Consider the following 22,815-nt stretch of genomic DNA (forward strand, 5'->3'; position numbering starts at 1 on the left):
TTTATCTGCCAAAAGAATACACACCTAAATTGAAATACAGCCAAATTATGCTTATCTAAAGATGGCGCTGAAGACCAAAAGTTCGGCTTGTCACCTGCGAGCGAGCTCATAAATGACACTAAATGCGAGGTGCGTTAAGCCACCATAGCAAACCGACTCAGGTATTTCAGTAAATGTGCGGTAAATTTTTCATTGCAATTTGCCGCCAAAGGATCCACACTGATTGAAATTACAACTCATCGTACCAGTGTAAAGCACGGGAGAACATGTATGTTAATCAAACGCGAGTCCTTTGTAGTTGATTTTTGCAAAGGCAATATCGCTGAGTTTAAGTTTTGCCTACCAGGCTCAGTAAACAAACTATCTCAGCAAGTACTAAAGGAAAGCCACGAAGCGCTTATCGAATTGAGCCAGCGCGACGACATCGACGGCTTAATTTTTACCAGCGACAAAGACCACTTTATTGTTGGCGCTGATATTTTTGAATTCCTTCCGACTTTCCAACGCCCAGAAGAAGAACTTGTTGGTTGGATTAAAACCGCAACCGATGTCTTCGACGCAATAGAAGATTTACCTTTCCCTACACTATCGGCAGTAAATGGCCTTGCGCTTGGCGGTGGTTGCGAGTGGTTGCTCGCCACGGATTACCGTATTGCAACTGACAACGCAAAAATTGGCCTACCAGAAGTTAAGCTTGGCATTATGCCGGGCTTTGGTGGTACCGTAAGACTTCCTCGCTTAATCGGCGCTGACAACGCAATGACGTGGATCACCACAGGCCAAGAAAACCGAGCGAATGACGCACTAAAAGTGGGTGCGGTTGACGGTGTAGTACCTGCTGACAAACTTATGGCGGCCGCTATTCGTACCTTGGAGCAAGCTATAGCAGGTAAATTGGATTGGCGCGCGAAACGCCAAATCAAGCTTGACCCATTGAAGATGAATCGTGTTGAACAAGGCATGAGCTTTGGTATGGCTGAAGGCTTAGTCATGGCAAAAACCAAAGGTCATTACCCTGCACCAATGATGGCAGTACAAACGCTTAAAGCAGCAGCTAACCTTAGCCGCAGCGAAGCGATGGCACTCGAAAACCAAAACTTTGCTAAGCTTGCCAAAACGGCAGAAGCCGCAGCGCAAACCGGTATTTTCTTAGCGGATCAATACATCAAAACGGTTGCCAAGAAACAAGCGAAACAAAGCAAAACAGAGATCAAACAAGCAGCGGTACTTGGTGCTGGTATTATGGGTGGCGGTATCGCTTACCAATCAGCCTACAAAGGTACGCCAATTGTCATGAAAGACATCCAGCAAAGTGCCCTAGACCTTGGTATGGGTGAGGCTGCAAAGCTACTTGGCAAAAAAGTACAGCGCGGCCACATGTCGATGGACAAGATGATTGCCACTTTGGGTAAAATCAAAGCAACGCTCAACGATAACGACCTACAAGGTTCAGACATCATCGTAGAAGCCGTTGTTGAAAACCCTAAAATCAAAAAAACGGTATTAGCGAGTTTAGAGTCGCAACTGCCAGAAGGTACCATCCTAACTTCAAACACGTCGACTATTCGCATTGATGAGTTAGCCACCGCACTTGAGAAGCCAGAAAACTTCTGTGGTATGCACTTCTTTAACCCAGTGCCAAAAATGCCATTGGTAGAAATCATTCGTGGTGAACAAACATCGGATGAAACCGTTGCCGCAGTGGTAGATTATGCCTTAAAGCTTGGCAAGTCTCCTATCGTTGTTAACGATTGCCCAGGTTTCTTCGTCAACCGTGTTCTATTCCCTTACTTTGCAGGCTTCAGCCAACTTGTTGTAGAAGGTGCTGACTTCGCAAAAGTAGATAAGGTTATGGAAAATGTCTTCGGCTGGCCAATGGGCCCTGCGTACCTACTAGACGTAGTGGGTATCGATACAGCAAACCACTGTACTGGCGTAATGGCTGATGGCTTCCCTACTCGCATGGCACGTAAAGACAAAGATCCTGTCGCAGTACTTGCGGGTGCCGAGCGCTTTGGTCAGAAAAACCAAAAAGGCTTCTATCAATACGCTCCAGATCGCAAAGGTCGTCTGAAGAAGAGTAAAGACGACAGCGCGCTTGAGTTGCTGAGCGGTATTTGTGACGCACCAACTGAATTTGATAAACAAACGATTATTGAGCGTTGTATGGTGCCAATGATCAATGAAGTGTTACTGTGTCTGCAAGAAAACATTGTTGCTTCACCGCAAGAAGCAGACATGGCACTGATCTATGGTATCGGCTTCCCTCCATTCAGAGGTGGTGCATTCCGCTATCTAGACCAAATCGGCCTCGCAAACTTTGTAGCAATGGCTGACAAGTACGCTCATCTTGGTGAAATTTATCAGGTTTCTGAGCAAACTAGACAGTGGGCAGATGAAGGTAAAGTGTTCTATCAAGTGGAGGGCCAGTAACATGGAAAACGCGGTAATCGTAGATTGTATTCGTACCCCAATGGGCCGTTCAAAAGGCGGTGTATTTAAGCATAAACGTGCCGAAGACCTCAGCGCGCACTTGATGAAAGGCCTACTTGAGCGTAACCCTCAAGTAGCACCAGACTCAATTGATGACATTTACTGGGGCTGTGTACAGCAAACTTTAGAGCAAGGCTTTAACGTTGGTCGTAACGCTGCACTCTTAGCAGGCATTCCTCACACCGTACCGGCGGTAACCGTAAACCGCCTATGTGGTTCGTCAATGCAAGCATTGCATGACGCAGCTCGCGCCATCATGACTGGTGCTGGTGACACTTACCTTATCGGTGGTGTTGAGCACATGGGTCACGTACCAATGACACATGGTAATGACTTTCACCCAGGCCTTGCGACATCAGTTGCGCAAGCTGCTGGCGTGATGGGTTTAACGGCTGAGTACTTAGCGCTAATGCACGGTATCAGTCGTGAGCAGCAAGATGAATTTGCCGTACGTTCACACCAACGTGCACATGCAGCAACCCTTGAAGGGCGTTTTGCAAAAGAAATCCTACCAATGGAAGGCCATGATGCCGATGGTACACCTGTACTTGTCGAGCATGACGAAGTTATCCGTCCAGAGACAAGCTTAGAAGGTCTAGGACAGCTACGTCCTGTATTTAACCCAGCATCGGGGACGGTAACTGCAGGTACCTCTTCAGCGCTTTCTGACGGTGCTTCAGCTATGTTGGTCATGAGCGAGTCTAAAGCAAGAGAACTCGGTCTTCCAATTCGTGCTCGTGTTAAGTCAATGGCAGTCGCAGGTTGCGATCCTTCCATCATGGGTTACGGTCCAGTTCCGGCATCACAAAAAGCCTTGAAGCAAGCGGGCATTACTATCGATGATATTGATGTTGCAGAACTAAACGAAGCCTTTGCAGCACAATCACTACCAGTGCTAAAAGACCTAGGTCTACTAGACAAGGTAGATGAGAAAGTGAATCTCAACGGTGGTGCAATTGCACTCGGTCACCCACTTGGTTGCTCAGGCTCACGTATTAGCACAACGCTTATCAATCTAATGGAAGAGAAAGACGCGAAGTATGGTCTTGCAACTATGTGTATTGGTTTAGGCCAAGGTATCGCTACCGTATTCGAGCGCGTAGATAACTAATTCCAACCAGCTGGTACTGGGCTTTTATAAGACAATACCAGCACACAACTTCAACTTGGTGACCAAGGCAAAACGGCACAGCTGTTTTGCCTTTTTTATTACCTGCATTTACCTCACCTCGGTTGGCTAAGGCATGATTATCCAAACTTGAGCTTACTTACAACATGCGGTTAAAATAGCAATTTCCGTAATTAGCAACGTAACTAACAATAACTAACAAGGCCACCCACTATGAGTTTTGATAATACCGACCATACCTTAGATGCAGTAGGCTTACGTTGTCCGGAGCCGGTAATGATGATTAGAGGCATGGTGAGACGGATGAACTTAGGTGAGACGTTGTTAGTTATCGCAGATGATCCATCAACGACAAGAGACATTCCGAGCTTCTGTGAATTTATGGATCACACTTTGGTTGCCAAAGCAGTGGCTGAATCTCCTTACAAATATGTGATTAAGAAAGGTCAGTGATCTCCTCTTTCACACACTGTTTGAACTCATGAGTCATAGACAATAAAAAAGCGGCGGATGCCGCTTTTTTAAGATTTTACAATCACCACCTTTGGTGAGCGAGGATTACGATAATCTAAGCGGATCTCGTACCAACCTTTTTTACTTGGCTTGAAACTAAAGTAGTTATACACCGTGTTACAATCCGCGACCAGCGGTTGCCCTAGCGTTAACTGCCCTTCACTCTTATAGCCACAGTTGTAGCCTTCACTCCACTGCTCATCAGCAATTTTAAATTCATACACTTTACCTGGGCTCATGAATCTTGCTTTTGTTGCGTAGATCCCCGGTTGTGTTTCTTCAAGGCGATACTGAGGTTCGGCATCCCACAGAGTGAAGTCACCGCGTAAATACATTGTCTTATCCAACTCACCAGCAACAACCGGTGAAGTTGACGTTGTTGGCAATTGAAAGTTACTACTACAAGCGGTAAGTGCTAATAGCGCAATCGCCATTGCCCCTTGTTTTTTAATCATAGCTAGACAGCCTTTTACTTGCTTTTACCAATCAGCAAAAAGCCAGCAATTGCTGGCTTTTGTATCAGCAATTAATTTTGTAACACTGAAATATCTGCAGTATTAAGGAATAACTTACTTAACTGACCAAGTAGTGCTAAACGATTGGCTTTAACCGCTTCATCGTCCGCCATTACCATAACATTATCAAAGAAGTTATCTACTGCTTCACGTAAACTTGCTAAACGCGTCAGTGCAGTTTGATAATCACCTTCAGCGTAAACAGGTGCAAGCTCAGCAGTTAACGCAGCAACTTGTGCAGCCAATGTTTGCTCAGCTTCTTCTTGCAGGAGTGAACTCTCCACCGCAGCTTCTGACGCGACGTTATTCTTCGCTAAAATGTTGTTTACACGCTTATTGGCAGCAGCTAACGCTTCAGCTTCCGCCAACGTTCTAAAGTGACTAACCGCTTTTACTCGGCGATCAAAATCAACTGGGCTCGTTGGACGTCTTGCAAGTACTGCTTGGATCACATCCACGCTGATACCTTCATCTTGGTACCAGGCACGGAAACGACCTAACATAAACTCAACCACTTCATCGGCAACATTTGCATTGCTTAGCTTATCACCGAATAACGTCATTGCTTTGGCAACGATATCCTGAATGTCTAATGGTAGTTCTTTTTCTACCATAATACGCAATGCGCCAATGGCAGCACGACGCAGTGCAAACGGGTCTTTATCGCCTTTTGGTGTTTGGCCGATACCAAAAATGCCAACCAAAGTATCAAACTTATCCGCAAGCGCCACAGCAAAACTGATTGGGTTAGACGGTAGATTATCACCAGCAAAACGCGGCATATATTGCTCATTTTGTGCTAGCGCGACTTCTTCCGCTTCGCCATCAATGCGCGCGTAATGCATACCCATCACGCCCTGAACGTCAGTAAATTCCATGACCATTTCAGTCATTAAATCGGTTTTACTTAGTAAACCCGCACGCTCTGCTAGTGCCTTATCAGCACCAAGCTGCTCCGCAATAAAACCAGCGAGTGCCGAGATACGCTCTGACTTGTCTTTTAGTGTGCCAAGCTGCTTCTGAAATAACACTGAATCAAGTGACTCAAGACGGCTTTCGAGCGTTTTCTTCTTATCCGTTTCAAAGAAGAACTGAGCATCTGCCAGACGCGGGCGAACCACTTTCTCGTTACCCGAGATCACCACCCTTGGATCTTTACTTTCAATGTTAGAAACAAACAGGAACTTGTTGATCAAGTTGCCTTGCTTATCTAACAGTGGAAAGTACTTTTGGTCGTCTTTCATGGTGTAGATAAGTGCTTCATCAGGCACTTGCAAGAAAGCTTCTTCAAACGAAGCAACTAAAGTTACTGGCCACTCGACTAGTGATGTAACCTCTTCAAGAAGATCTTCATCCATCGCTACTTGCGCGCCGAGCTTTTCAGCTTCAGCTTCAATCTGACTACGAATTAACGCTTTACGTGCTTCGTAATCCGCAATAACGTATGCACCTTTTAGCACTGCATGACTATCATCAGCATGTTCAACACGAACACGCTCTGGGTGATGGAAACGATGTCCTTGCAGCTCATTGCTGATAGCTTTACCTAGCACTTCACCTTCAACTTGTTGACTACCAAGTAGTGCAGCTACGGTATGCACAGGACGGATAAATTGCGTCTTGTTCGCACCCCAGCGCATCGGCTTTGGAATAGGTAACTTAGCCAGTGCTTTGTTGATCACATCGCTTAGTAACGCTAAGGTCTGTTGCCCCTCTACTTTCGCTTTGTGTAGCAGCCAAGTACCCTTGTCAGTTTCTAAACGCTCAGCATCATTAATATCAATACCACAACCACGAGCCCAACCTAGCGCCGCTTTAGTCGCGTTACCATCGGCGTCAAATGCCGCCTGAATAGCTGGACCACGCTTTTCAACCACTTTATCGGCTTGTTGCGTTTGTAATGCTTTAACTTGAATGCCTAAGCGACGAGGTGATGCATACCAGCTCACGCCTTCATGGCTAAGCTCTAATGCTTCAAGCTCTTGCCTAGTATTTTCTGCGAATGACTCAGCAAGGTTGCGTAACGCCTTTGGTGGTAGCTCTTCAGTACCAATTTCTACGAGTAAGTTTTCAGTCGACATTATTTATCCTTACAAAGCGGGAAGCCAAGTGCTTCACGTGCGTCATAGTAAGCCTGTGCACAGGCTTTTGATAAAGCACGAACTCTTAATATATAGCGCTGACGCTCAGTTACTGAGATAGCATGACGTGCGTCTAACAGGTTAAATGCATGAGATGCCTTCATTACCTGCTCATAAGCTGGTAAAGGAAGCCCTGCTTCGATTAGCTTTTCGCTTTCTTTTTCACACTGGTCAAACTGCTTAAATAATGCCTCTACATCCGCATATTCAAAGTTATATGTCGACTGTTCGATCTCGTTTTGCATGAACACGTCACCGTAAGTTACGCGCCCCATTGGACCATCAGTCCAAACGAGATCATAAATGCTATCTACACCTTGTATATACATCGCAAGGCGCTCTAAACCATACGTAATTTCACCCGTTACCGGTGAGCATTCAATACCGCCAACTTGCTGGAAGTAAGTAAACTGAGTCACTTCCATGCCATTCAACCATACTTCCCAACCTAATCCCCAAGCACCTAGCGTTGGTGACTCCCAGTTATCTTCAACAAAGCGCACTTCGTGCGTTAATGTATCAATGCCCAACGCTTCTAGAGAGCCTAGGTAGAGCTCCTGAATATTCTCAGGCGATGGCTTCAATACAACTTGGAATTGGTAGTAATGCTGAAGACGGTTAGGGTTTTCACCATAACGACCATCCGTCGGGCGGCGACAAGGTTGTACGTATGCGCTCGACATTGGCTCAGGACCAATGGACTTAAGGAAGGTCATCGGGTGGAATGTACCCGCACCAACTTCCATATCTAAAGGTTGAGCTACAACACAGCCTTGCTGCGCCCAGTAATCCTGTAAAGCCAGGATCAAACCTTGGAAGGTTTTGATATCGTATTTTTGCATAGTTGGCTTATTTTTATCTGGTACTTATCGTATGTAAACGCCTTCAGTAATTTGGCGCTCACGCTAGATTCAATGATTGAAAATTATGCTCAGTATACCGCGAGCGCAGAAGGGTTTTAAGCTTTAAAGCATAAAAAAAGGAGGGAAAATCCCTCCTTTTTACTAGATGTTTGTGAGATCTCACAATTAGTGACAATAACATCCATGTAGATTAAAGCATTGGCAAGGATTGTGAGAAAATATTGGGTGAACGTTTTCTCATGATCTTTGAAATAATCTAGGCTTATTCTCATCGTTCGCGATAGCGTCTTAACACAGTGCAGTCTAAGCCTAACCAGTTACACATACTTGAAAAGCACTGCTCGGGCTAAAATTACCGATTCAACATGCTAGTATCCTATGTATTCGCACTGCATGTTTTTGGGTAGTGATTGTTTATGAACAACCATAGGGAAATCGGAATGAATGAAATAAAGCAATCTCTAATTTCTAAACTGTCGGATTATAATGGCTCAACCTACGACCTAGAAACTTTGTATGAGCGTTTAGAAATCGAGATAGCACTCGATGGACCAAACGCAAAATTGCGCTGCCAGCTTAAAGGCAATATTGGTAAGAATATTATAAATAAAAGACGAGTATTCGTTGGCGGGCCACAAGCAATTATTACGGATGCCTATGATGGCAAAATGTTTGTTGAGATAAATCCCAAAGAGCTTTTATTCTCTTTGTTCGAGCATGAACTGTGGCAGTCTGCAATGATACGCTATGTTTTTAGTCAAGTTGCTAGTCAGCCTATGACAATTGAGCGGTATACTGAGTTACTGTTAAACATCGTTGATGTCTCTGTATCAAGTGATTTGCTAGAACAATTGCTCCAACAAAATAGCTACCCAAGAGACCTAGGGCGAATAGGCCATGCCATTTTAGGCTGGGATATACTAGCAGCACAAAAGAGCTGGAAGTCTGTAGATATTAACAAGTGCGGTAAAGAACTGATAATCACAAGTAAATATAATCACTTATAAAAGACTACCAACCTCAAGCATAGACATATATTCGCTAAAGTTAGTTTCGGAATAATCAAACTAACTTTTCAAACGCCCTTCTTACAGATACAGAACTTAGTGCAAAACCTAAATATTTGCTTCTGAGTATGTTTTGGCAATGTAGTCAATGAAATATTCACTTCCGGAATATGACGACAAAGGGATAAGCCGACTTTTAGTTCACTCCAACGCAAATAGAAAGTTTAGCACATATTTGCTCTGCTTTAGATACATGAAACATAAGCTCGCAGCACTGGAAGCAGAAGCACCTCTTTATATAAAAATTAAGCAATAAACATTGCTTTATGAAACCTTTAACGATAGTCTTTTTATATCCTTTACGCGTTGGTTTTGTTTAATCAAAACTTGTCGGGCGTATCGCCAGACAGAATTTTATTGAGGATATTTAGGGTTGCGCTTCAGCACTTTCCGCACGATCCTTCGTTCCTCAGGAGCGCACGAAAAGTCTTCAGCGCATCCTATAGGTAAAGGTTTAGTAAACAAGGCAGCCTAAAAGGTTGCCTTGTTCATTTACTATAAGCGGTTTTATTAGACTGATGAGCACAAAAAATTACAATGAAACAGTTGAAGCTATATTCAGTGAGCTTAACCATAACAACTTTGTAGTAAACTTTTCTAAACCACCTATTATTTTTGTATGCGGCGGACCTATAAATGGTTTAGGAATCGCAGAAAGTGTAAGACAAAGAGTATTTGACCATTTTGCAAAAGTAGCAAATACGAAAAATGATAAAGATGATCCTCCACAAATTATCGACCACCTGATAGCAGCCGAAGACTTCAAAGACTATTTTAAAAATAGTATTTACGATGATTTAATGAAATTTGAAGACGATATTGCCAGTATCGCCTCTTTAGTAGTTATTTTCCTAGAAAGTGCAGGCTCGCTAGTCGAACTGGGCCTTTTTTGTAATCGTAAAGAACTAAAGGACAGAATTTTAGTTTTCGTTCCATCAGAAGAACTAGAAGCCAAAAATAACACTCCTGCATATTCATCGTTTATCTATCTAGGAGCGATGCAAAGTTTGAAGAACAGAAATAAAAGCTCAGTCCAAGCATACCCTTGGGCAGATCCAAACGTTTTGCAGTATGACGAATTAGAGTTCATTGCTTCGGATATTCAAAAAAAGCTTTGTTCTCTAAAAAATCAAGAAAAGTTTGACGGAATGAACTCTGGACACATCGCCCTTCTAACTCATGACATTATAAAGCTATGTGAAGTCCCTAAGTTTCATGAGATTGAAATGTGTTTCATTTGTTTGGACATAGATGTCTCTTCCAAAGATATAGAGAGATCACTGTATCTGTTGGAGAAGTTTAAACTAGCTTCCTTTTATGAGTATAGCGGAACGAAATATTATTATGTTCTTGATACAAACCTCACAAAAATTAGGTTTGGTAAGACCATAAAAAGTAAGACTGTTAGTCACGCTGATTTACAAATGCAAGTCAGGACATCTATCATTCCTGAGCTGAGCAAAGATTCAAGTGAAGTCGCGAAGAAAAGATTAAATGCATTCAAGAAAATTTCAAGTTTCAGGAGCAAGAAATAATGAGTTTATTTAAGTTAATTAATGACTTGCTGCTTTTGAGTGACACAGAGTTTACTTCATATCTTCAAACCGTTCCATTTCGATACAAAAGGTTTCATATAAAGAAACGGAATAGCAATGACTATCGGCAGATTGCTCAACCAGCTAGAGCGGTAAAAAAACTGCAAACATTTGCAGTCAATGAACTAAAGAAAAAAATTCCCATTCACTCAGCTGCAATGGCCTATTGTGAAGGGAGAGGTATAAAACAGAATGCAATGGTTCATTTAAACTCAAGATATATGCTAAAAATGGATTTAAAGAGTTTTTTTGATTCGATCAGCCCTTGCATCCTTTTTGAAATACTGGACAAACATAATTTTGAATATGGCACCAAAGATAAATTCTTGATTTCACAGTTATTTTTTTGGAAGTTACAGCGTAATAGCCCTCTTAGGTTGAGCGTAGGAGCTCCGAGTTCCCCATTCATTTCAAATGCAATTATGTATTTTTTTGACCACGAAGTAGCTGATTATTGCAAAAGAAATATGATTAAGTATACGAGATATGCGGATGATTTAACCTTTAGCACAAACAAGGAAAATGTATTAAAGGATATTGAAAAGCTCGTGCGTTCTACCCTAAGAACTCATTTTGGTAAAGATATAAAGGTAAATAGAGACAAGACCGTACATACATCAAAAGCGCATAACAGACATGTCACTGGAGTTACTCTGAGCAGTGAAAATAAGCTTTCTATTGGTAGAGATAGAAAACGTCGAATCCGCGCCGCTGTTTTCCAATACTGCAATAATCAGCTACCTCCTGATGAAACGTTAAAGCTAAAAGGTTATTTGGGTTTTGCAAAGCACATTGAACCTGATTTTATAATAAAATTGAAGAAGAAATACGGCGATGAACACATTAGACAAATTCAAAATTTTTCTTTGGATGATTAATCAGTTAAGTTTAAACGGCTTTGATATTACTTTTAGACTAAATATGCGAATGTTCTTTGGTTCCTATTACTGTGAACCATAACTAGAAAAGTTCTTATGTAACAAGTCTCCATAAGCCCAGATTAAGGTACCCAACACTATCAAAATACCACCAAAGAGTTGGCCTAACCTAATTAGAGCATCATTTCTTCTTCTAAACGCGGCTGTATTTCTTTCACTTATCCCTTGAATAATTGAACCGATTCCAAATGCAGCAAGTAGTGACTCCCCCATCGCGGCCCATAAAGTAACTATTGCACCGCTTCGCCCGAACCAAGCTGCGGGATCATCACCGTAGTAACACCAACCACTATATGCGCTAAAGGCTGTAAGTATAGATAATAAAAAATAGATATATGCTCTAATAAGTCGCCAACAATTGTTGTAGCAAATTTTGTTATATGTTTTTGATATGCTCTTAAATACTTCCAATGTAAAAACTCCTCCTCAACTTAGATTTATACAAATAGCTAAACTCTTGGAACTGGATCCACCCTATATCGACTCATAGATCTCCGACAATTTCATATGGCTCAAAGCACCATCCTTTTCATATTGACTTAACCATTGAATACAAGAGGTAGGAACCTGAATTGGAATTCTGCTCGCACCGTTTGCAAGTAGCCAAATCGTTCTCGTCACACCGTCATCGATAGCCATATAAGGAAATGTTATTTCTTTCACTTCTTTGATTCTCTTAAATATAAGCATCTTACGCTCATAAGTAATATGATGACTTTTGGTTTGATAGCAAACGACATTGGCTACTGGTACAGGGTTCTTACTTCCAACGCTAAACCCCTGTTGCGCTCGATTAAATTTATAGTCATTACGCCAAGTTGTTTCATTACCGTGTGATAGCGCACGCTCTAAGCTATATGGTTCGTTTCTCCATAGCTCAATGAATTTATCAGAGTCGATGAAAACGATGGAATGTTCCTCACCATCCCCTGAGCAATCGCGAAGCGTCATGTAGACATCCCCAGCCCTTGCCGTTGGCACTTTGAACAGAGCGTTGATATTCCCGTATGGGTCACGATAACTTGAGATCATACATTTAATTCCTTTACGTTGATTCTTATCATTCGTTATTCGTCACCCTCCATTTAAGGCGCAAATGAATGTATTTGTCAAAGTCCAGCCAACCACTCCAATGCTTCCACGTCCTCCCTCCGATATACCTTTTGCCTAAGCTTAACTGGCCAGTCTTTGTCTACACTGTAGATCTCATAATTCATAAGGTGCTTTATGAGGTTACGTGAATTGACGCCGGTCGATTTAGACAGCTTTGACAACAACACATACTCGATATGAAAAGCCATGAGGTGTTCATCTGTTATGTCGTAACCATGGCCAGTTTCATCGCTATGCAACAAGCCATAATGCACTAATTCATAGGTAAACTGCTGATTGACCCCGAGTAGCTTGGCTACGCGAGGAACCGAGTAATGGTGGTTCGTTGGCAAGGTGGTATCGAGCCAATGAAGCAAGTCACTCTTTTTAATCGCTAATGACCTAACACTGGGTTTGGCACTGAACTGTTTTGCAATAAGTTCATTGGCTTCAACCGCCTCAAGCAACTTAGATAGCAAGTTTTCGCACTTGTGACCATACGCTCGCATGATGTCAGGTATACACAGGTAATCTGACTGAACGACAGCTGTGTGCCTCAACACCATTTCCATGTACGACTCAATTTCCATTTTCGAGAATTGCCATGTGCTGCAATAATCCGCTTCAGGAGACGAGAACTGCTTGAATGTACCCGCATCCCTTAACTGTTTAAATTGTGCTTTAGTCACACCAAGTAAGGTGGCAGCCTCAGCAGCATTCAACACATCTTTTAAACGAATAACCTTTCTCTCTATATCCGGCTTATAAATCAAAATGGAGGTGTTACATGCCTTTTTCTCTACTTTGCCGGTAAGCATTCCGTCAGCAACGGCGCGACGCAAAGTTCGCTTGGAAAGACCATACATTCGACAAGCTTGTTGTAGCGGTACCCAAGGATGAGTTTGAATCGTTTTGCTAGCAAATAAGTTGTTTCGTTTTGACAGGGCTTTATGCCAGTGATTGTTGATGAACTGCTCAATAACTTCTTTGTATGGCTCAAAGCACGCATGAGTACACAAGTTATAAAAAGTTCTGTAGAACTTCGTAAACCTTGAACTTACTGCACCTTCATCAAATATCTTTAAGGCACATAGATAGTTCCATAACCCCACATAGCCACCAAATAGTGAATGAGCTACCTCATGTAGGCATACTTTGGCCGAGTCTTTGTTACTTAGATATTTGTACACCTGCCTCATACTACCGTCAGGTTGAGGCTGAAACCGGACGAATAACTGCAAAAGCTCTGAACGCTCCTCAAGAGTAAGCTCACTAAAGTCCGTCCATAGCAAAGGCATTGATGTACTAGGTAGAGGCTTACCCTCCAAAAAGCACTGCAGCGCAATAACCTCTTCAGGACACTTCTGAGTTTGTGATGTGGCACGTCGCATGTCAAAGCCACAGCTACGGCAATGGTGAAAGGACGTACGCGCAAGACTTAATGTTTTGCCACAATATCGGCAAGTATCAAGCAACCAGACGGCATGCTTGATACATGCTGCGGAACATAGAAAGTGCCAGCCATTTTGCCACGCCTCACCCTCTCGCAAGCATAATGGGCAATACTTCAATTGCTTGCTTAAGTGCTTAAAGTTCAGCTTTGACATTTCAACAAGCATGTTGTGGCGCGCTGCACTAAACTCAATCCACTTGTTTTCTTCGAGTACGGGCTGCAAATTTTTGGCAAATAATGAGTTGCACCTGATTGGGAGCACTAAATCGTTAGGGTCGACTACGTTGATGTCGGCCAGGCGCTTAAAGTAACCTATGGCAGATTCATCATCTGCCAGGGGAATACAAATCGCGGGCCTGCTTATTTTGTTATCCATGCTCGTCCCATTACCCAACAAAAAACGGCATGTTTTGCTTATCTAAGCGCTGCTCGATAAAACCTTTGTGAAAAGGGTTTTGGCTATCTTTACAATCGCGCCAAATATACTTTTGAAAAGCACCAGCGAGTACATTGTTATCAATCCTTTCTCTGTTCTGAGAATATAGTAACTCACTCGCACCAACCATTAGCTTTACAAGGTAATCTATTAGGCCATTAGTCGCGTAATAAAAGCGAACAATACTTTCATCACCCAATTTTATTTTTTCAGGTAGCCCTATTTGTTCATCAAGTATTCGGATGACCGATGCAAACTTTTTAGCCTCAGCCTTACTGTCAATAGTGAATGGTTCGAGACGCAAAGTTTGGCTAAAGCGCCTTCTTATTTGTTCATTCGCTTTCAACACTTCCTCGGCCTTATCAAGCCCCATTAGTACGGTAGATACCTGCGCTGTATCAATAACACTTTTGAGCCAATCAGATACGCCCCTGAGTGTGATACCTCGTCCGTGCTCAACGAAGTGTTGTAGCTCATCAACAATGAGCATTTGTGTTTGCTTCATTTTCATCACTTCTGTGATCCGGTTAGTCTTTTGTATTGTGTTACCTGATTTAGTAAATGGGTCCTCCAATGCGGCCAAAAATGCTTCGGCAAAGTTCTTTATGTTCGGTTGCGGTGGTGTATTAACAACGATGATCGGGCTTTGATATTCATCATCTTCAATACTGCCATACTTCTTTTTAAGCTGATGAATTAATGTCGTCTTTCCTGAGCCTGATGGCCCTGTACACAACAGGTTTTGCGCAATTCCCGTGTCTCTATGCAATTCAAATGAGCTGGTGAGCTCCTTCATTACTTTCTCGTAATTGGGGTGTACGATCACCATTCCTCTGAGCCTTTTAACTACGGCGATGTATTCTGCCTTATTCATCGTCAGCCCCTTCCACCTTAAACCGGTAAAGTGCACCATCATTGGTAAGAGAGTTGTTTTCTCCTGAACTAAAGCGCTTGCTCAATGGTTCTGACTGGCTATTATCTTTAGAAATAGAATAACGAGCCGCTTTGACTCGCTTGCGGTAACTTTTACCCTTCACATCCTTAGTCACTTGCTCCATAAACTCATGTTTATATTCAAGTAACTTTTGTTGGCTAAAATCTTTTATGCCCTTTGTTTTTTGCTCGGCAATAATTGCCTTATGCGTACGTTTTGTTAGTCCGTCTGCATAATCTGATTTTGTACAACTAACTTTAAAAAAATACGGTGGACTCTCGGTTTCATTTAATACCCATATATGCCCCATGTTCATCGGATCAAAACGAACACTGACTGATTCAACACGATTTTTATGACGAAGTAATCCAAGTTCGGTACTGTTGTAAAGCAGGTTATTTATCTCAACACCTTTGTGACTGAGGGTACGTGTAGCCTCCTTACATAGTGCGATATCAAACTGCTCTTTGCTTTCTGGCAATAGCGGTTCAACTACACCGAGCCCTTCTAGCCAAAGCCCTACCGGTGTTCTGTGTGTCGCTCTATGAACTCGATTCTGGTAAATATTGATGATCCATTCATGAATGCGGTTATTAATGTCATTCAGGGTGAATATCGCTTCCTCCATCGATTGATAGTCACCTCTGTCGTTGGCATTCGAGCGCGTTGTACCGGGAAAGTTATGGCTCGTAGATAGATTCATTGTTTTTATAAAGCGCTCAACAGCGCCCTTGTAATGTGGCTGCTTTTTCGGACAAAACTGCAAATTAATCATTAGCTCTTTGCATACTCGCCTTAAGTTACCTGAATGAAACTCAAGACCGTTATCACATATCAAAGTGTGCGGCACTCCGAAGCTCTCCCAGCGCTCTTTAACTCTGCTCATCTCATTACAGTAATCTTTAGTAAACACCGCATTTTTCAGTGCATGCATCACAGATATTTCTGAAGGAGGCTCTAAGCTTACATAGAACCCTAAGATCATCTTTGAGAAATAATCTAACAACACCGTAAAGGTTGGCCGGCCAACAACTGTTTTGGCTTGCCCATCAACAGCAAAAACATCAAGTGGTGTGTGATCAACTTCAACTCGCTCTAAGATTCGCGTTACAACGGGCCCAGCCCCTGCAATCCGAAAATGTTTCTCTGCTGCGTATTTACCCTTTCGGGCAGCCATCTCATCAAACTTATCTAATGAATTAAACATGCGATAAAACTGAGCTCGGCTTGGTGTGCATATCTCAACTTCGTAAAGTCCAGTCATTTTCATCTTGTTAAGCCGAATGAGGAAGGCATCGTATACCTCTGATTTTGGTCTGCACTGACGGTTTAAATATATCTCTTCAACCACCTCATTAAATGCTTGTATTACATGCCGACTGAACTTTCGAGACGTTGAAGAGCCAGACTTCTTATTAACTAAACTCATTGGATCATGGCTTGAGCTTTCCCATTTACGCCACCATCTGTACACCGTGCTCGCCGAGGGTTTCGCCCCTTTCAGCTCAGAGTGAATACAGTCGACCACATCTTCAATCCCTTTTGTTGTTGGCTTACTACCAAGCCAACGAACCACACTTTGTAAATACACAAGCCTGATCTCAAGTTGCGCTTTTTGTTCATCACTCAACGTTGATAGATCTGCGGATTTTTTAGTGGTTTGTTTACGCAGCGTTCCATGCAGAATGACACGTCCATTACTATGCATATCTCGCAGCGCATATTTAGATTCGATAAGTAGTGAGCCATCTTTAAGGGCAACCAAGTAGCATTTGTCATCAACGATTCTATCTATAAGATAATCCGCTTTATCTAAGGTCAGATGCAAACCAGCATGTAAAGATACGGTTCTCATGGTGCCCCTCCTCATTGTATATACAATTACTTTCTAATGAGATCAGGCTTAATAAGTCTATTGTTATCAGGCCTTTTGCGATTGCTGAATAGAGCGTTTTCAAAGCAACACCCGATGAGATAAGTGCGCCAAAGCTTGTCTCACTTTCTTTGAAAGTAACCCTCAGTAGCTCAATATCCTCTTGTTTAATATCAACTTGGTTGTACGGATGGATAAGCGTGATGTTTTGCTGTAAGGCATCATTTGCAACGTGTGAGTCGGTGATAAAACAAAGTATTTCACCTAGCTCCTCAAGTGCATCAGCTATGGCTAAGTACTTTGCTTTTATAGGCTGACTTAACAGCCTCCTCTTTGGTTTCACTTCAACATAGATGCGCTGGCCACAACTTAAAATAACTTCAAAGTCAGGATAGTAACGCTTTTGCACGCCATCAATTAAAAAGCTGAAGAGTCTAGGCTGCTCTCGATACGACACAACACTATCGCAGTACTCGAGTAACCTAATGGCTTTAAGCTCAAGTTGTGACTCCCAAGAAATGGATGCTTGGTTTTTTGCAGAGGGAAAGCGACCGACCACTCGCCCTTTTGAACGAGTAACAGGCTCTCTGACTCGTCCACTCGAAGCGACTAATGAAAAATTTTTTCCATTAGTTTTTGGATCACGCACTTCAGCGTAATCTACTGTTTTTACAGACATAGTAACCCCTTACCAAAATGGTAATGACTTAAATCATTGATTTTTCATGTAAGGGTTCAGTTGCGCGGTCAAATTAGAGATGTCATACTATTCTTGCTATGGAGATAGTTTGACTATTTCTTTTTGACGGGGCTTTCCAAACCCTTTTGGTTTGCCCTGTTAAATCCTCTTCAATATTTTCATATTCGCCTTACTTTTTAGTTTGTCCATCTGTCTATATTACCAATAAATACCCAGTTTTTGAATTAATCTCTATAAAAAGTTCATACATATCAAAAGCTTAAAATGTATGAATTCATACATTTACGCTACTTTGCTATGTGTTATTACTTCACTAAATTTCAGGCATAAAAAAGCCATCCTAATTAGGATGGCTTCTTAGTAACTTTCACGAATTGTGAGATTTTATTTCACGGCTATGAGACACACTGCTATGAATTATGAGATCCCACAATGTTTGAGTTTACACGTCTAAGTTAACAACTCTCAGTGCATTTGTTTCGATAAACTCTCGACGAGGTTCAACTTGGTCACCCATCAAGGTTGCAAACAATTGGTCTGCAGCAATGGCATCTTCAATGGTCACACGTAGCATACGGCGAGCACCTGGATCCATCGTTGTTTCCCAAAGTTGGTCAGGGTTCATCTCACCCAATCCTTTATAGCGTTGTGTATACAAGCCACGCTTAGACTCTGAGATAAGCCATTCAAGACCAGCCTCAAAATATTCGATTGCTTGAGTCTTCTCACCACGCTGTACATAACCGCCTTCGCTGATCAAACTACCAATCTGACGACCCGTGTTCGCAATGCGGACATAATCTTTAGATGTAATAAAGTCGAAGTTCAAGGTATGTGCTTTATCAACACCGTGCTGACGAATATTGATCACCGGATAATACATGTGGCGCTCTTCATCAAATGCAACTTCTGCGTTGAAGATAGTGGCGTCTTCGTCTTTCTTCACAAGATCAGCAACCAAGTTTTCAGTCCACGCCGTTACTTTTGCTTCATCAGATAAGTCTGACTCGGTTAGCTCTGGGTGATAAAGCAGACGGTTCATGATTGAAGACGGATACTTACGCTTTAAACGCTCAATGATATCAATCGTATTTTGATAATCATGCACTAAGTTTTCTAACTTGTTACCAGAAATTGGCTCAGCACCTTCTGCTGGGTATAATGCAGCATCGTTAAGTGCTAATGTCGTTAGGTATGAAGTTAGTGCATTATCATCTTTAATATAGCGCTCTTGCTTACCTTTCTTTACTTTATATAGTGGTGGCTGAGCAATATAGACATAACCGCGCTCGATGATCTCTGGCATTTGACGATAGAAGAAAGTCAGTAGCAGCGTACGGATGTGTGAACCATCCACGTCCGCATCGGTCATGATGATGATGCGGTGATATCTTAGCTTTTCAGGGTTATATTCATCACGGCCAATACCACAGCCTAATGCAGTAATTAGTGTTGCCACTTCCTGAGAAGAAAGCATCTTATCAAAGCGTGCTTTTTCTACGTTCAAGATTTTACCTTTGAGCGGCAGAATTGCTTGGTTCTTACGGTTACGACCTTGCTTAGCAGAACCACCCGCCGAGTCACCCTCCACTATATATAGTTCAGAAAGTGCAGGATCTCGTTCTTGGCAGTCAGCGAGTTTACCCGGTAGACCAGCTAAATCCATAACGCCCTTACGACGAGTCATTTCACGGGCCTTACGTGCAGCTTCACGTGCTCGCGCAGCATCAACGATTTTGTTTACAACGGTTTTTGCATCGCCTGGGTTTTCTAGCAAGAATTCAGTTAGCTTTTCAGCCATCATTTGCTCAACAGCCCCTTTCACTTCACTAGAAACGAGCTTATCTTTTGTCTGTGAAGAGAACTTAGGATCAGGAACTTTAACACTAACAACAGCAGTCAAACCTTCACGGGCATCGTCACCCGTAGCACTGGTTTTATACTTTTTATTAAAGCCTTCTTTTTCCATGTAGGTGTTAAGCGTACGCGTAAGTGCTGCACGGAAACCCGCTAAGTGAGTACCACCATCGCGTTGAGGAATGTTATTTGTAAAACAGTAGATGTTTTCTTGGAAACCATCATTCCATTGCATAGAAACTTCTACGCTAATGCCATCATCACGCTCAGTCGAAAAGTGGAAAACACTTTGATGAACTGGTGTCTTCTTACGATTTAGATACGCAACGAATGCTTGAATACCGCCTTCGTACTTGAAGTGATCTTGTTTATTCTCTTCGCGCTCATCATTCAAAATGATGCTTACACCAGAGTTAAGGAAAGATAATTCACGTAGGCGCTTAGCTAGAATATCGTAATGGAAATTTGTATCTGAGAACGTTTCAGCACTTGGCCAGAATCTCAATTCTGTACCAGTAGATTCCGCTTCACCGATAACACCTAACGGCGCATCTGGAACACCCATAGTGTATTTTTGCTGATGCACTTTGCCATCACGGCGGATTGTTAATTGTAGTTTTTCAGAAAGTGCATTTACAACAGAAACACCTACACCGTGCAAACCGCCAGATACTTTATATGAGTTATCATCAAATTTACCACCGGCATGTAGTACAGTCATGATAACTTCTGCCGCAGAAACCCCTTCTTCTTCGTGAATTGAAGTTGGGATACCACGACCATTATCTCGAACAGATACAGAGCCATCGGTATGAATTGTTACGAAAATATCGTCACAATATCCTGCTAGTGCTTCGTCGATTGAGTTATCAACGACCTCAAACACCATGTGATGTAAACCAGTACCATCGTCTGTGTCACCGATATACATTCCCGGACGCTTTCTTACAGCATCCAATCCTTTAAGTACTTTAATACTCGACGAATCGTAATTTTCCGACATGGTTTCTTCCAATTATTTTGTTATTAAGCTGCCATGTTCCACGTGGAACATTTTAATTTCACGTTCCATTGGTTCAATAACGGCGGCAATACTTTCTGGAGTAATAGCAGTGATAAACAGCTGTGACTGACATTGCGCCAACAGACGCGATACCGCCACCTTAGTATCTTCACTAAGCTCCGAAGGTAAATCATCAATAAGCAGAATTGACTGCTTATTACTCTCTTGGTCAATCAAACTGTTTTGCATTACTTTAAGTGCATACAGTAATAGCTTGAGTTGACCACGAGAAAAAATATGTTCTACGCTGTTTCCTTGAGTATAAAAGTTAAAGTCAGCCTTATGCGGCCCTTTACTTGTATAGCCAAGTTTTACATCTCGCTCAAACTGATTTGTTAATACCTCAGCTAGTTCCCCCTTCCAGCCCGCTTGAAAGCGAATTTCAAGGCCTTTAAAAATAGGGCTTATATCCCCTATCTTATCAAAAAAATGCGTCTGAAACCTACCTATATAAGCCTCTCTAAACATATTTATTTGCTCAGCAAGGCGTACAAACTCCTTATCCCAATAACTTAGCTGGGATTGGAGATCTCTCGGTTTAGATTTCAATAAAGCGTTACGTTGCTTGAGCACCTGATTGAACATTTTCCATGTGGAATAAAACTGATGTTCCACGTGGAACACACCTAAATCAAGAAACTTACGACGCTCTTTTGGACCACCAAAAAACAGCTCATAGCTTTCAGGCGTAATAACTTGAACAGGTAAAACCTGCGCTAATTCTGCCACTTTCCGGCTTGCCTGCCCCTGAATTCGAAGCTTAGTTTCACCACTGGTATATTTACTAATGCCAAGCGGTATAGACAAGTTATGTAGTTGTTTTTTAGCATGAACAACGCAATGAGAAGCCTCATGCTTGATCATTAATTTTTGCAGATTGGTACGGAAAGATTTACCACTGGAGAGAAAGTAAATGGCTTCGAGCAGACTGGTTTTACCGCTACCATTTTCACCGAGAATGACATTAACGCCATTGCTAGGTGAAAGCGCCATCGCCTCAATGTTTCGAAATGCATTGAGGCTAAGGTGAGTTAAACTCATAACTCTATAAACGCATCGGCATAACTACATACATTGCATGTTCGTCACCAGCGGCTTCAATAAGCGCACTGCTGTTCGCATCAGAAAGCGTAAATTGTACATCTTCAGACTTTATTGTATTTAACACGTCTAATAAGTAAGAAACGTTAAAACCAACTTCAAGATCATCTCCTTTGTAACCCACCTCAACAATTTCTTCAGCTTGCTCCTGCTCTGGGTTATTGGCACTAATTTTTAATTGTCCATTACTGAGATTCAATCGCACGCCACGAAACTTCTCGTTAGAAAGAATAGACACACGCTGAAATGCACTACGTAGCCATTCGCGATTTGCGGTAACCAACTTGTCCCCGCCACGAGGTAATACGCGACGATAATCAGGGAATCGCCCATCCACCAGCTTACTCGTGAAAGTAAATTCGCTGTCGATGATGCGCACATGATTAGCGCCAAATTGAATGGTGATAGTTTCATCATCCGCAGGCAGTAAGCGCATGATCTCTTGCACGCCCTTACGAGGAATGATCAATTGACGTTGTGTTTGCAATGACTCAGGTAATTTTTGCTGCGCAATTGCCAAACGGTGACCGTCAGTGGCTACCGTTTTAATTTCATTATTATCTACTTCGAAAGACATACCATTTAAATAGTAACGTACGTCTTGGTTAGCCATAGAGAAATGCGTTGCTTCTAGCAATTTTCTCAGCTCTAAACGCGTTATGGCAAACTCAACCTCACCGTCCCACTCTTCAAGATTAGGGAAGTCTTCAGCGGCTAAGGTTGTCAAAGAAAAGCGACTTTGACCGCTAGTCAGTAGCAATTGATGCTCTTGGCTACTCAGCACTAAATCCGAGTTATCAGGCAAGCTCTTACAAATATCTAGGAGCTTTTTTGCCGGTAAAGTGATCTTGGCGTCTGGCACATTGGTTTCAAGGGCAACAGATGCAACAAGCTCTATCTCTAAATCTGTACCTGTCATATGTAACGCGCCATTTTTCACTTCTAGCAATACATTAGACAAAATAGGCAGTGTATGTTTGCGCTCAATGGCACCCGACACCTGTACCAGTGGCTTTAAAAATAGTTCTCTTGGAATCGTTATTTGCATCATT

At 42.3% G+C, this 22,815-nt stretch carries 18 protein-coding genes; 6 read left to right on the plus strand and 12 right to left on the minus strand.

Features of this window, described 5'->3' with window-relative positions; genetic code table 11:
• Nucleotides 1-270 precede the first annotated feature (270 nt).
• From fadB to tusA, 3 genes are all read left to right on the plus strand, one after another.
• Nucleotides 271-2,433 carry a fatty acid oxidation complex subunit alpha FadB gene (fadB, locus tag NH462_RS14495; protein ID WP_253106279.1) on the plus strand — a complete coding sequence of 721 codons (2,163 nt, stop codon included), beginning with the start codon at nucleotides 271-273 and terminating at the stop codon, nucleotides 2,431-2,433.
• Between the two features lies 1 nt (nucleotide 2,434).
• Nucleotides 2,435-3,604: an acetyl-CoA C-acyltransferase FadA gene (gene fadA, locus NH462_RS14500; protein WP_010604167.1), complete on the plus strand. Its 1,170-nt coding sequence runs from the start codon at nucleotides 2,435-2,437 to the stop codon at nucleotides 3,602-3,604.
• Nucleotides 3,605-3,835: 231 nt separating this feature from the next.
• Entirely contained in the window at nucleotides 3,836-4,075 is a 240-nt protein-coding gene (tusA, locus tag NH462_RS14505; protein ID WP_010376829.1) for a sulfurtransferase TusA, read from the plus strand.
• 68 nt (nucleotides 4,076-4,143) lie between these two features.
• Here the strand turns inward: tusA and NH462_RS14510 are convergent, their stop codons facing one another.
• The 3 genes from NH462_RS14510 to glyQ all read right to left on the minus strand — a co-directional run bounded on the left by NH462_RS14510 (nucleotide 4,144) and on the right by glyQ (nucleotide 7,633).
• The gene (locus tag NH462_RS14510) at nucleotides 4,144-4,590 is read right to left on the minus strand and encodes a hypothetical protein (RefSeq protein ID WP_010376831.1); all 447 of its coding nucleotides are present in this window, start codon (nucleotides 4,588-4,590) and stop codon (nucleotides 4,144-4,146) included.
• A gap of 71 nt (nucleotides 4,591-4,661) precedes the next feature.
• Nucleotides 4,662-6,731 (minus strand): glycine--tRNA ligase subunit beta, encoded by a 2,070-nt coding sequence (gene glyS / locus NH462_RS14515; protein ID WP_253106283.1) that lies wholly within the window; start codon nucleotides 6,729-6,731, stop codon nucleotides 4,662-4,664.
• Nucleotides 6,731-7,633 carry a glycine--tRNA ligase subunit alpha gene (gene glyQ / locus NH462_RS14520; protein ID WP_010376835.1) on the minus strand — a complete coding sequence of 301 codons (903 nt, stop codon included), beginning with the start codon at nucleotides 7,631-7,633 and terminating at the stop codon, nucleotides 6,731-6,733. Before glyQ ends, glyS begins: the two co-directional genes overlap by 1 nt.
• A 461-nt stretch (nucleotides 7,634-8,094) precedes the next feature.
• On the opposite strand from glyQ, the gene NH462_RS14525 reads away from it, so the two are divergent.
• From NH462_RS14525 to NH462_RS14535, 3 genes are all read left to right on the plus strand, one after another.
• Nucleotides 8,095-8,661 carry a hypothetical protein gene (locus tag NH462_RS14525; protein ID WP_253106285.1) on the plus strand — a complete coding sequence of 189 codons (567 nt, stop codon included), beginning with the start codon at nucleotides 8,095-8,097 and terminating at the stop codon, nucleotides 8,659-8,661.
• 578 nt (nucleotides 8,662-9,239) lie between these two features.
• Entirely contained in the window at nucleotides 9,240-10,256 is a 1,017-nt protein-coding gene (locus NH462_RS14530; RefSeq protein ID WP_253106287.1) for a retron St85 family effector protein, read from the plus strand.
• Nucleotides 10,256-11,194, plus strand: coding sequence for a retron St85 family RNA-directed DNA polymerase (locus NH462_RS14535; protein WP_253106290.1), 939 nt, complete (start codon nucleotides 10,256-10,258; stop codon nucleotides 11,192-11,194). Before NH462_RS14530 ends, NH462_RS14535 begins: the two co-directional genes overlap by 1 nt.
• Before the next feature lie 66 nt (nucleotides 11,195-11,260).
• Here the strand turns inward: NH462_RS14535 and NH462_RS14540 are convergent, their stop codons facing one another.
• The 9 genes from NH462_RS14540 to dnaN all read right to left on the minus strand — a co-directional run bounded on the left by NH462_RS14540 (nucleotide 11,261) and on the right by dnaN (nucleotide 22,811).
• Complete coding sequence (locus tag NH462_RS14540; RefSeq protein ID WP_253106293.1) at nucleotides 11,261-11,665, minus strand: hypothetical protein; 405 nt, start codon at nucleotides 11,663-11,665, stop codon at nucleotides 11,261-11,263.
• A gap of 63 nt (nucleotides 11,666-11,728) precedes the next feature.
• On the minus strand, nucleotides 11,729-12,286 hold the full coding sequence (locus NH462_RS14545) for a hypothetical protein (protein WP_253106295.1): 558 nt from the start codon (nucleotides 12,284-12,286) through the stop codon (nucleotides 11,729-11,731).
• A 77-nt stretch (nucleotides 12,287-12,363) separates the two neighbouring features.
• Nucleotides 12,364-14,175 carry a TniQ family protein gene (locus tag NH462_RS14550; RefSeq protein ID WP_253106297.1) on the minus strand — a complete coding sequence of 604 codons (1,812 nt, stop codon included), beginning with the start codon at nucleotides 14,173-14,175 and terminating at the stop codon, nucleotides 12,364-12,366.
• A gap of 10 nt (nucleotides 14,176-14,185) precedes the next feature.
• Nucleotides 14,186-15,109 (minus strand): TniB family NTP-binding protein, encoded by a 924-nt coding sequence (locus NH462_RS14555; protein ID WP_253106299.1) that lies wholly within the window; start codon nucleotides 15,107-15,109, stop codon nucleotides 14,186-14,188.
• Complete coding sequence (locus NH462_RS14560; protein WP_253106301.1) at nucleotides 15,102-17,024, minus strand: Mu transposase C-terminal domain-containing protein; 1,923 nt, start codon at nucleotides 17,022-17,024, stop codon at nucleotides 15,102-15,104. The genes NH462_RS14555 and NH462_RS14560 overlap by 8 nt, the downstream gene beginning before the upstream one ends.
• Complete coding sequence (locus NH462_RS14565) at nucleotides 16,978-17,721, minus strand: hypothetical protein (protein WP_253106303.1); 744 nt, start codon at nucleotides 17,719-17,721, stop codon at nucleotides 16,978-16,980. The genes NH462_RS14560 and NH462_RS14565 overlap by 47 nt, the downstream gene beginning before the upstream one ends.
• A gap of 463 nt (nucleotides 17,722-18,184) precedes the next feature.
• On the minus strand, nucleotides 18,185-20,602 hold the full coding sequence (gene gyrB / locus NH462_RS14570; RefSeq protein ID WP_253106305.1) for a DNA topoisomerase (ATP-hydrolyzing) subunit B: 2,418 nt from the start codon (nucleotides 20,600-20,602) through the stop codon (nucleotides 18,185-18,187).
• A 12-nt stretch (nucleotides 20,603-20,614) separates the two neighbouring features.
• Nucleotides 20,615-21,703, minus strand: a complete 1,089-nt coding sequence (gene recF / locus NH462_RS14575) for a DNA replication/repair protein RecF (protein WP_253106307.1) — start codon at nucleotides 21,701-21,703, stop codon at nucleotides 20,615-20,617.
• 4 nt (nucleotides 21,704-21,707) lie between these two features.
• On the minus strand, nucleotides 21,708-22,811 hold the full coding sequence (gene dnaN, locus NH462_RS14580) for a DNA polymerase III subunit beta (RefSeq protein WP_253106372.1): 1,104 nt from the start codon (nucleotides 22,809-22,811) through the stop codon (nucleotides 21,708-21,710).
• Between the last annotated feature and the right edge of the window lie 4 nt (nucleotides 22,812-22,815).

The sequence above is a fragment of the Pseudoalteromonas sp. OANN1 genome, assembly GCF_024124685.1.
Taxonomy (GTDB): Bacteria; Pseudomonadota; Gammaproteobacteria; order Enterobacterales; family Alteromonadaceae; genus Pseudoalteromonas; species Pseudoalteromonas piscicida.

Bases quoted from the DNA above. Each gene is read 5' to 3' on its own strand.
- NH462_RS14530 (WP_253106287.1), top strand. From the start codon at position 9,240: ATGAGCACAAAAAATTACAATGAAACAGTTGAAGCTATATTCAGTGAG.
- NH462_RS14525 (WP_253106285.1), top strand. From the start codon at position 8,095: ATGAATGAAATAAAGCAATCTCTAATTTCTAAACTGTCGGATTATAAT.
- glyQ (WP_010376835.1), bottom strand. From the start codon at position 7,633: ATGCAAAAATACGATATCAAAACCTTCCAAGGTTTGATCCTGGCTTTA.
- dnaN (WP_253106372.1), bottom strand. From the start codon at position 22,811: ATGCAAATAACGATTCCAAGAGAACTATTTTTAAAGCCACTGGTACAG.
- glyS (WP_253106283.1), bottom strand. From the start codon at position 6,731: ATGTCGACTGAAAACTTACTCGTAGAAATTGGTACTGAAGAGCTACCA.
- tusA (WP_010376829.1), top strand. From the start codon at position 3,836: ATGAGTTTTGATAATACCGACCATACCTTAGATGCAGTAGGCTTACGT.
- fadA (WP_010604167.1), top strand. From the start codon at position 2,435: ATGGAAAACGCGGTAATCGTAGATTGTATTCGTACCCCAATGGGCCGT.
- NH462_RS14560 (WP_253106301.1), bottom strand. From the start codon at position 17,024: ATGAGAACCGTATCTTTACATGCTGGTTTGCATCTGACCTTAGATAAA.
- NH462_RS14545 (WP_253106295.1), bottom strand. From the start codon at position 12,286: ATGATCTCAAGTTATCGTGACCCATACGGGAATATCAACGCTCTGTTC.
- recF (WP_253106307.1), bottom strand. From the start codon at position 21,703: ATGAGTTTAACTCACCTTAGCCTCAATGCATTTCGAAACATTGAGGCG.
- NH462_RS14565 (WP_253106303.1), bottom strand. From the start codon at position 17,721: ATGTCTGTAAAAACAGTAGATTACGCTGAAGTGCGTGATCCAAAAACT.
- fadB (WP_253106279.1), top strand. From the start codon at position 271: ATGTTAATCAAACGCGAGTCCTTTGTAGTTGATTTTTGCAAAGGCAAT.
- gyrB (WP_253106305.1), bottom strand. From the start codon at position 20,602: ATGTCGGAAAATTACGATTCGTCGAGTATTAAAGTACTTAAAGGATTG.
- NH462_RS14550 (WP_253106297.1), bottom strand. From the start codon at position 14,175: ATGGATAACAAAATAAGCAGGCCCGCGATTTGTATTCCCCTGGCAGAT.
- NH462_RS14535 (WP_253106290.1), top strand. From the start codon at position 10,256: ATGAGTTTATTTAAGTTAATTAATGACTTGCTGCTTTTGAGTGACACA.
- NH462_RS14555 (WP_253106299.1), bottom strand. From the start codon at position 15,109: ATGAATAAGGCAGAATACATCGCCGTAGTTAAAAGGCTCAGAGGAATG.
- NH462_RS14510 (WP_010376831.1), bottom strand. From the start codon at position 4,590: ATGATTAAAAAACAAGGGGCAATGGCGATTGCGCTATTAGCACTTACC.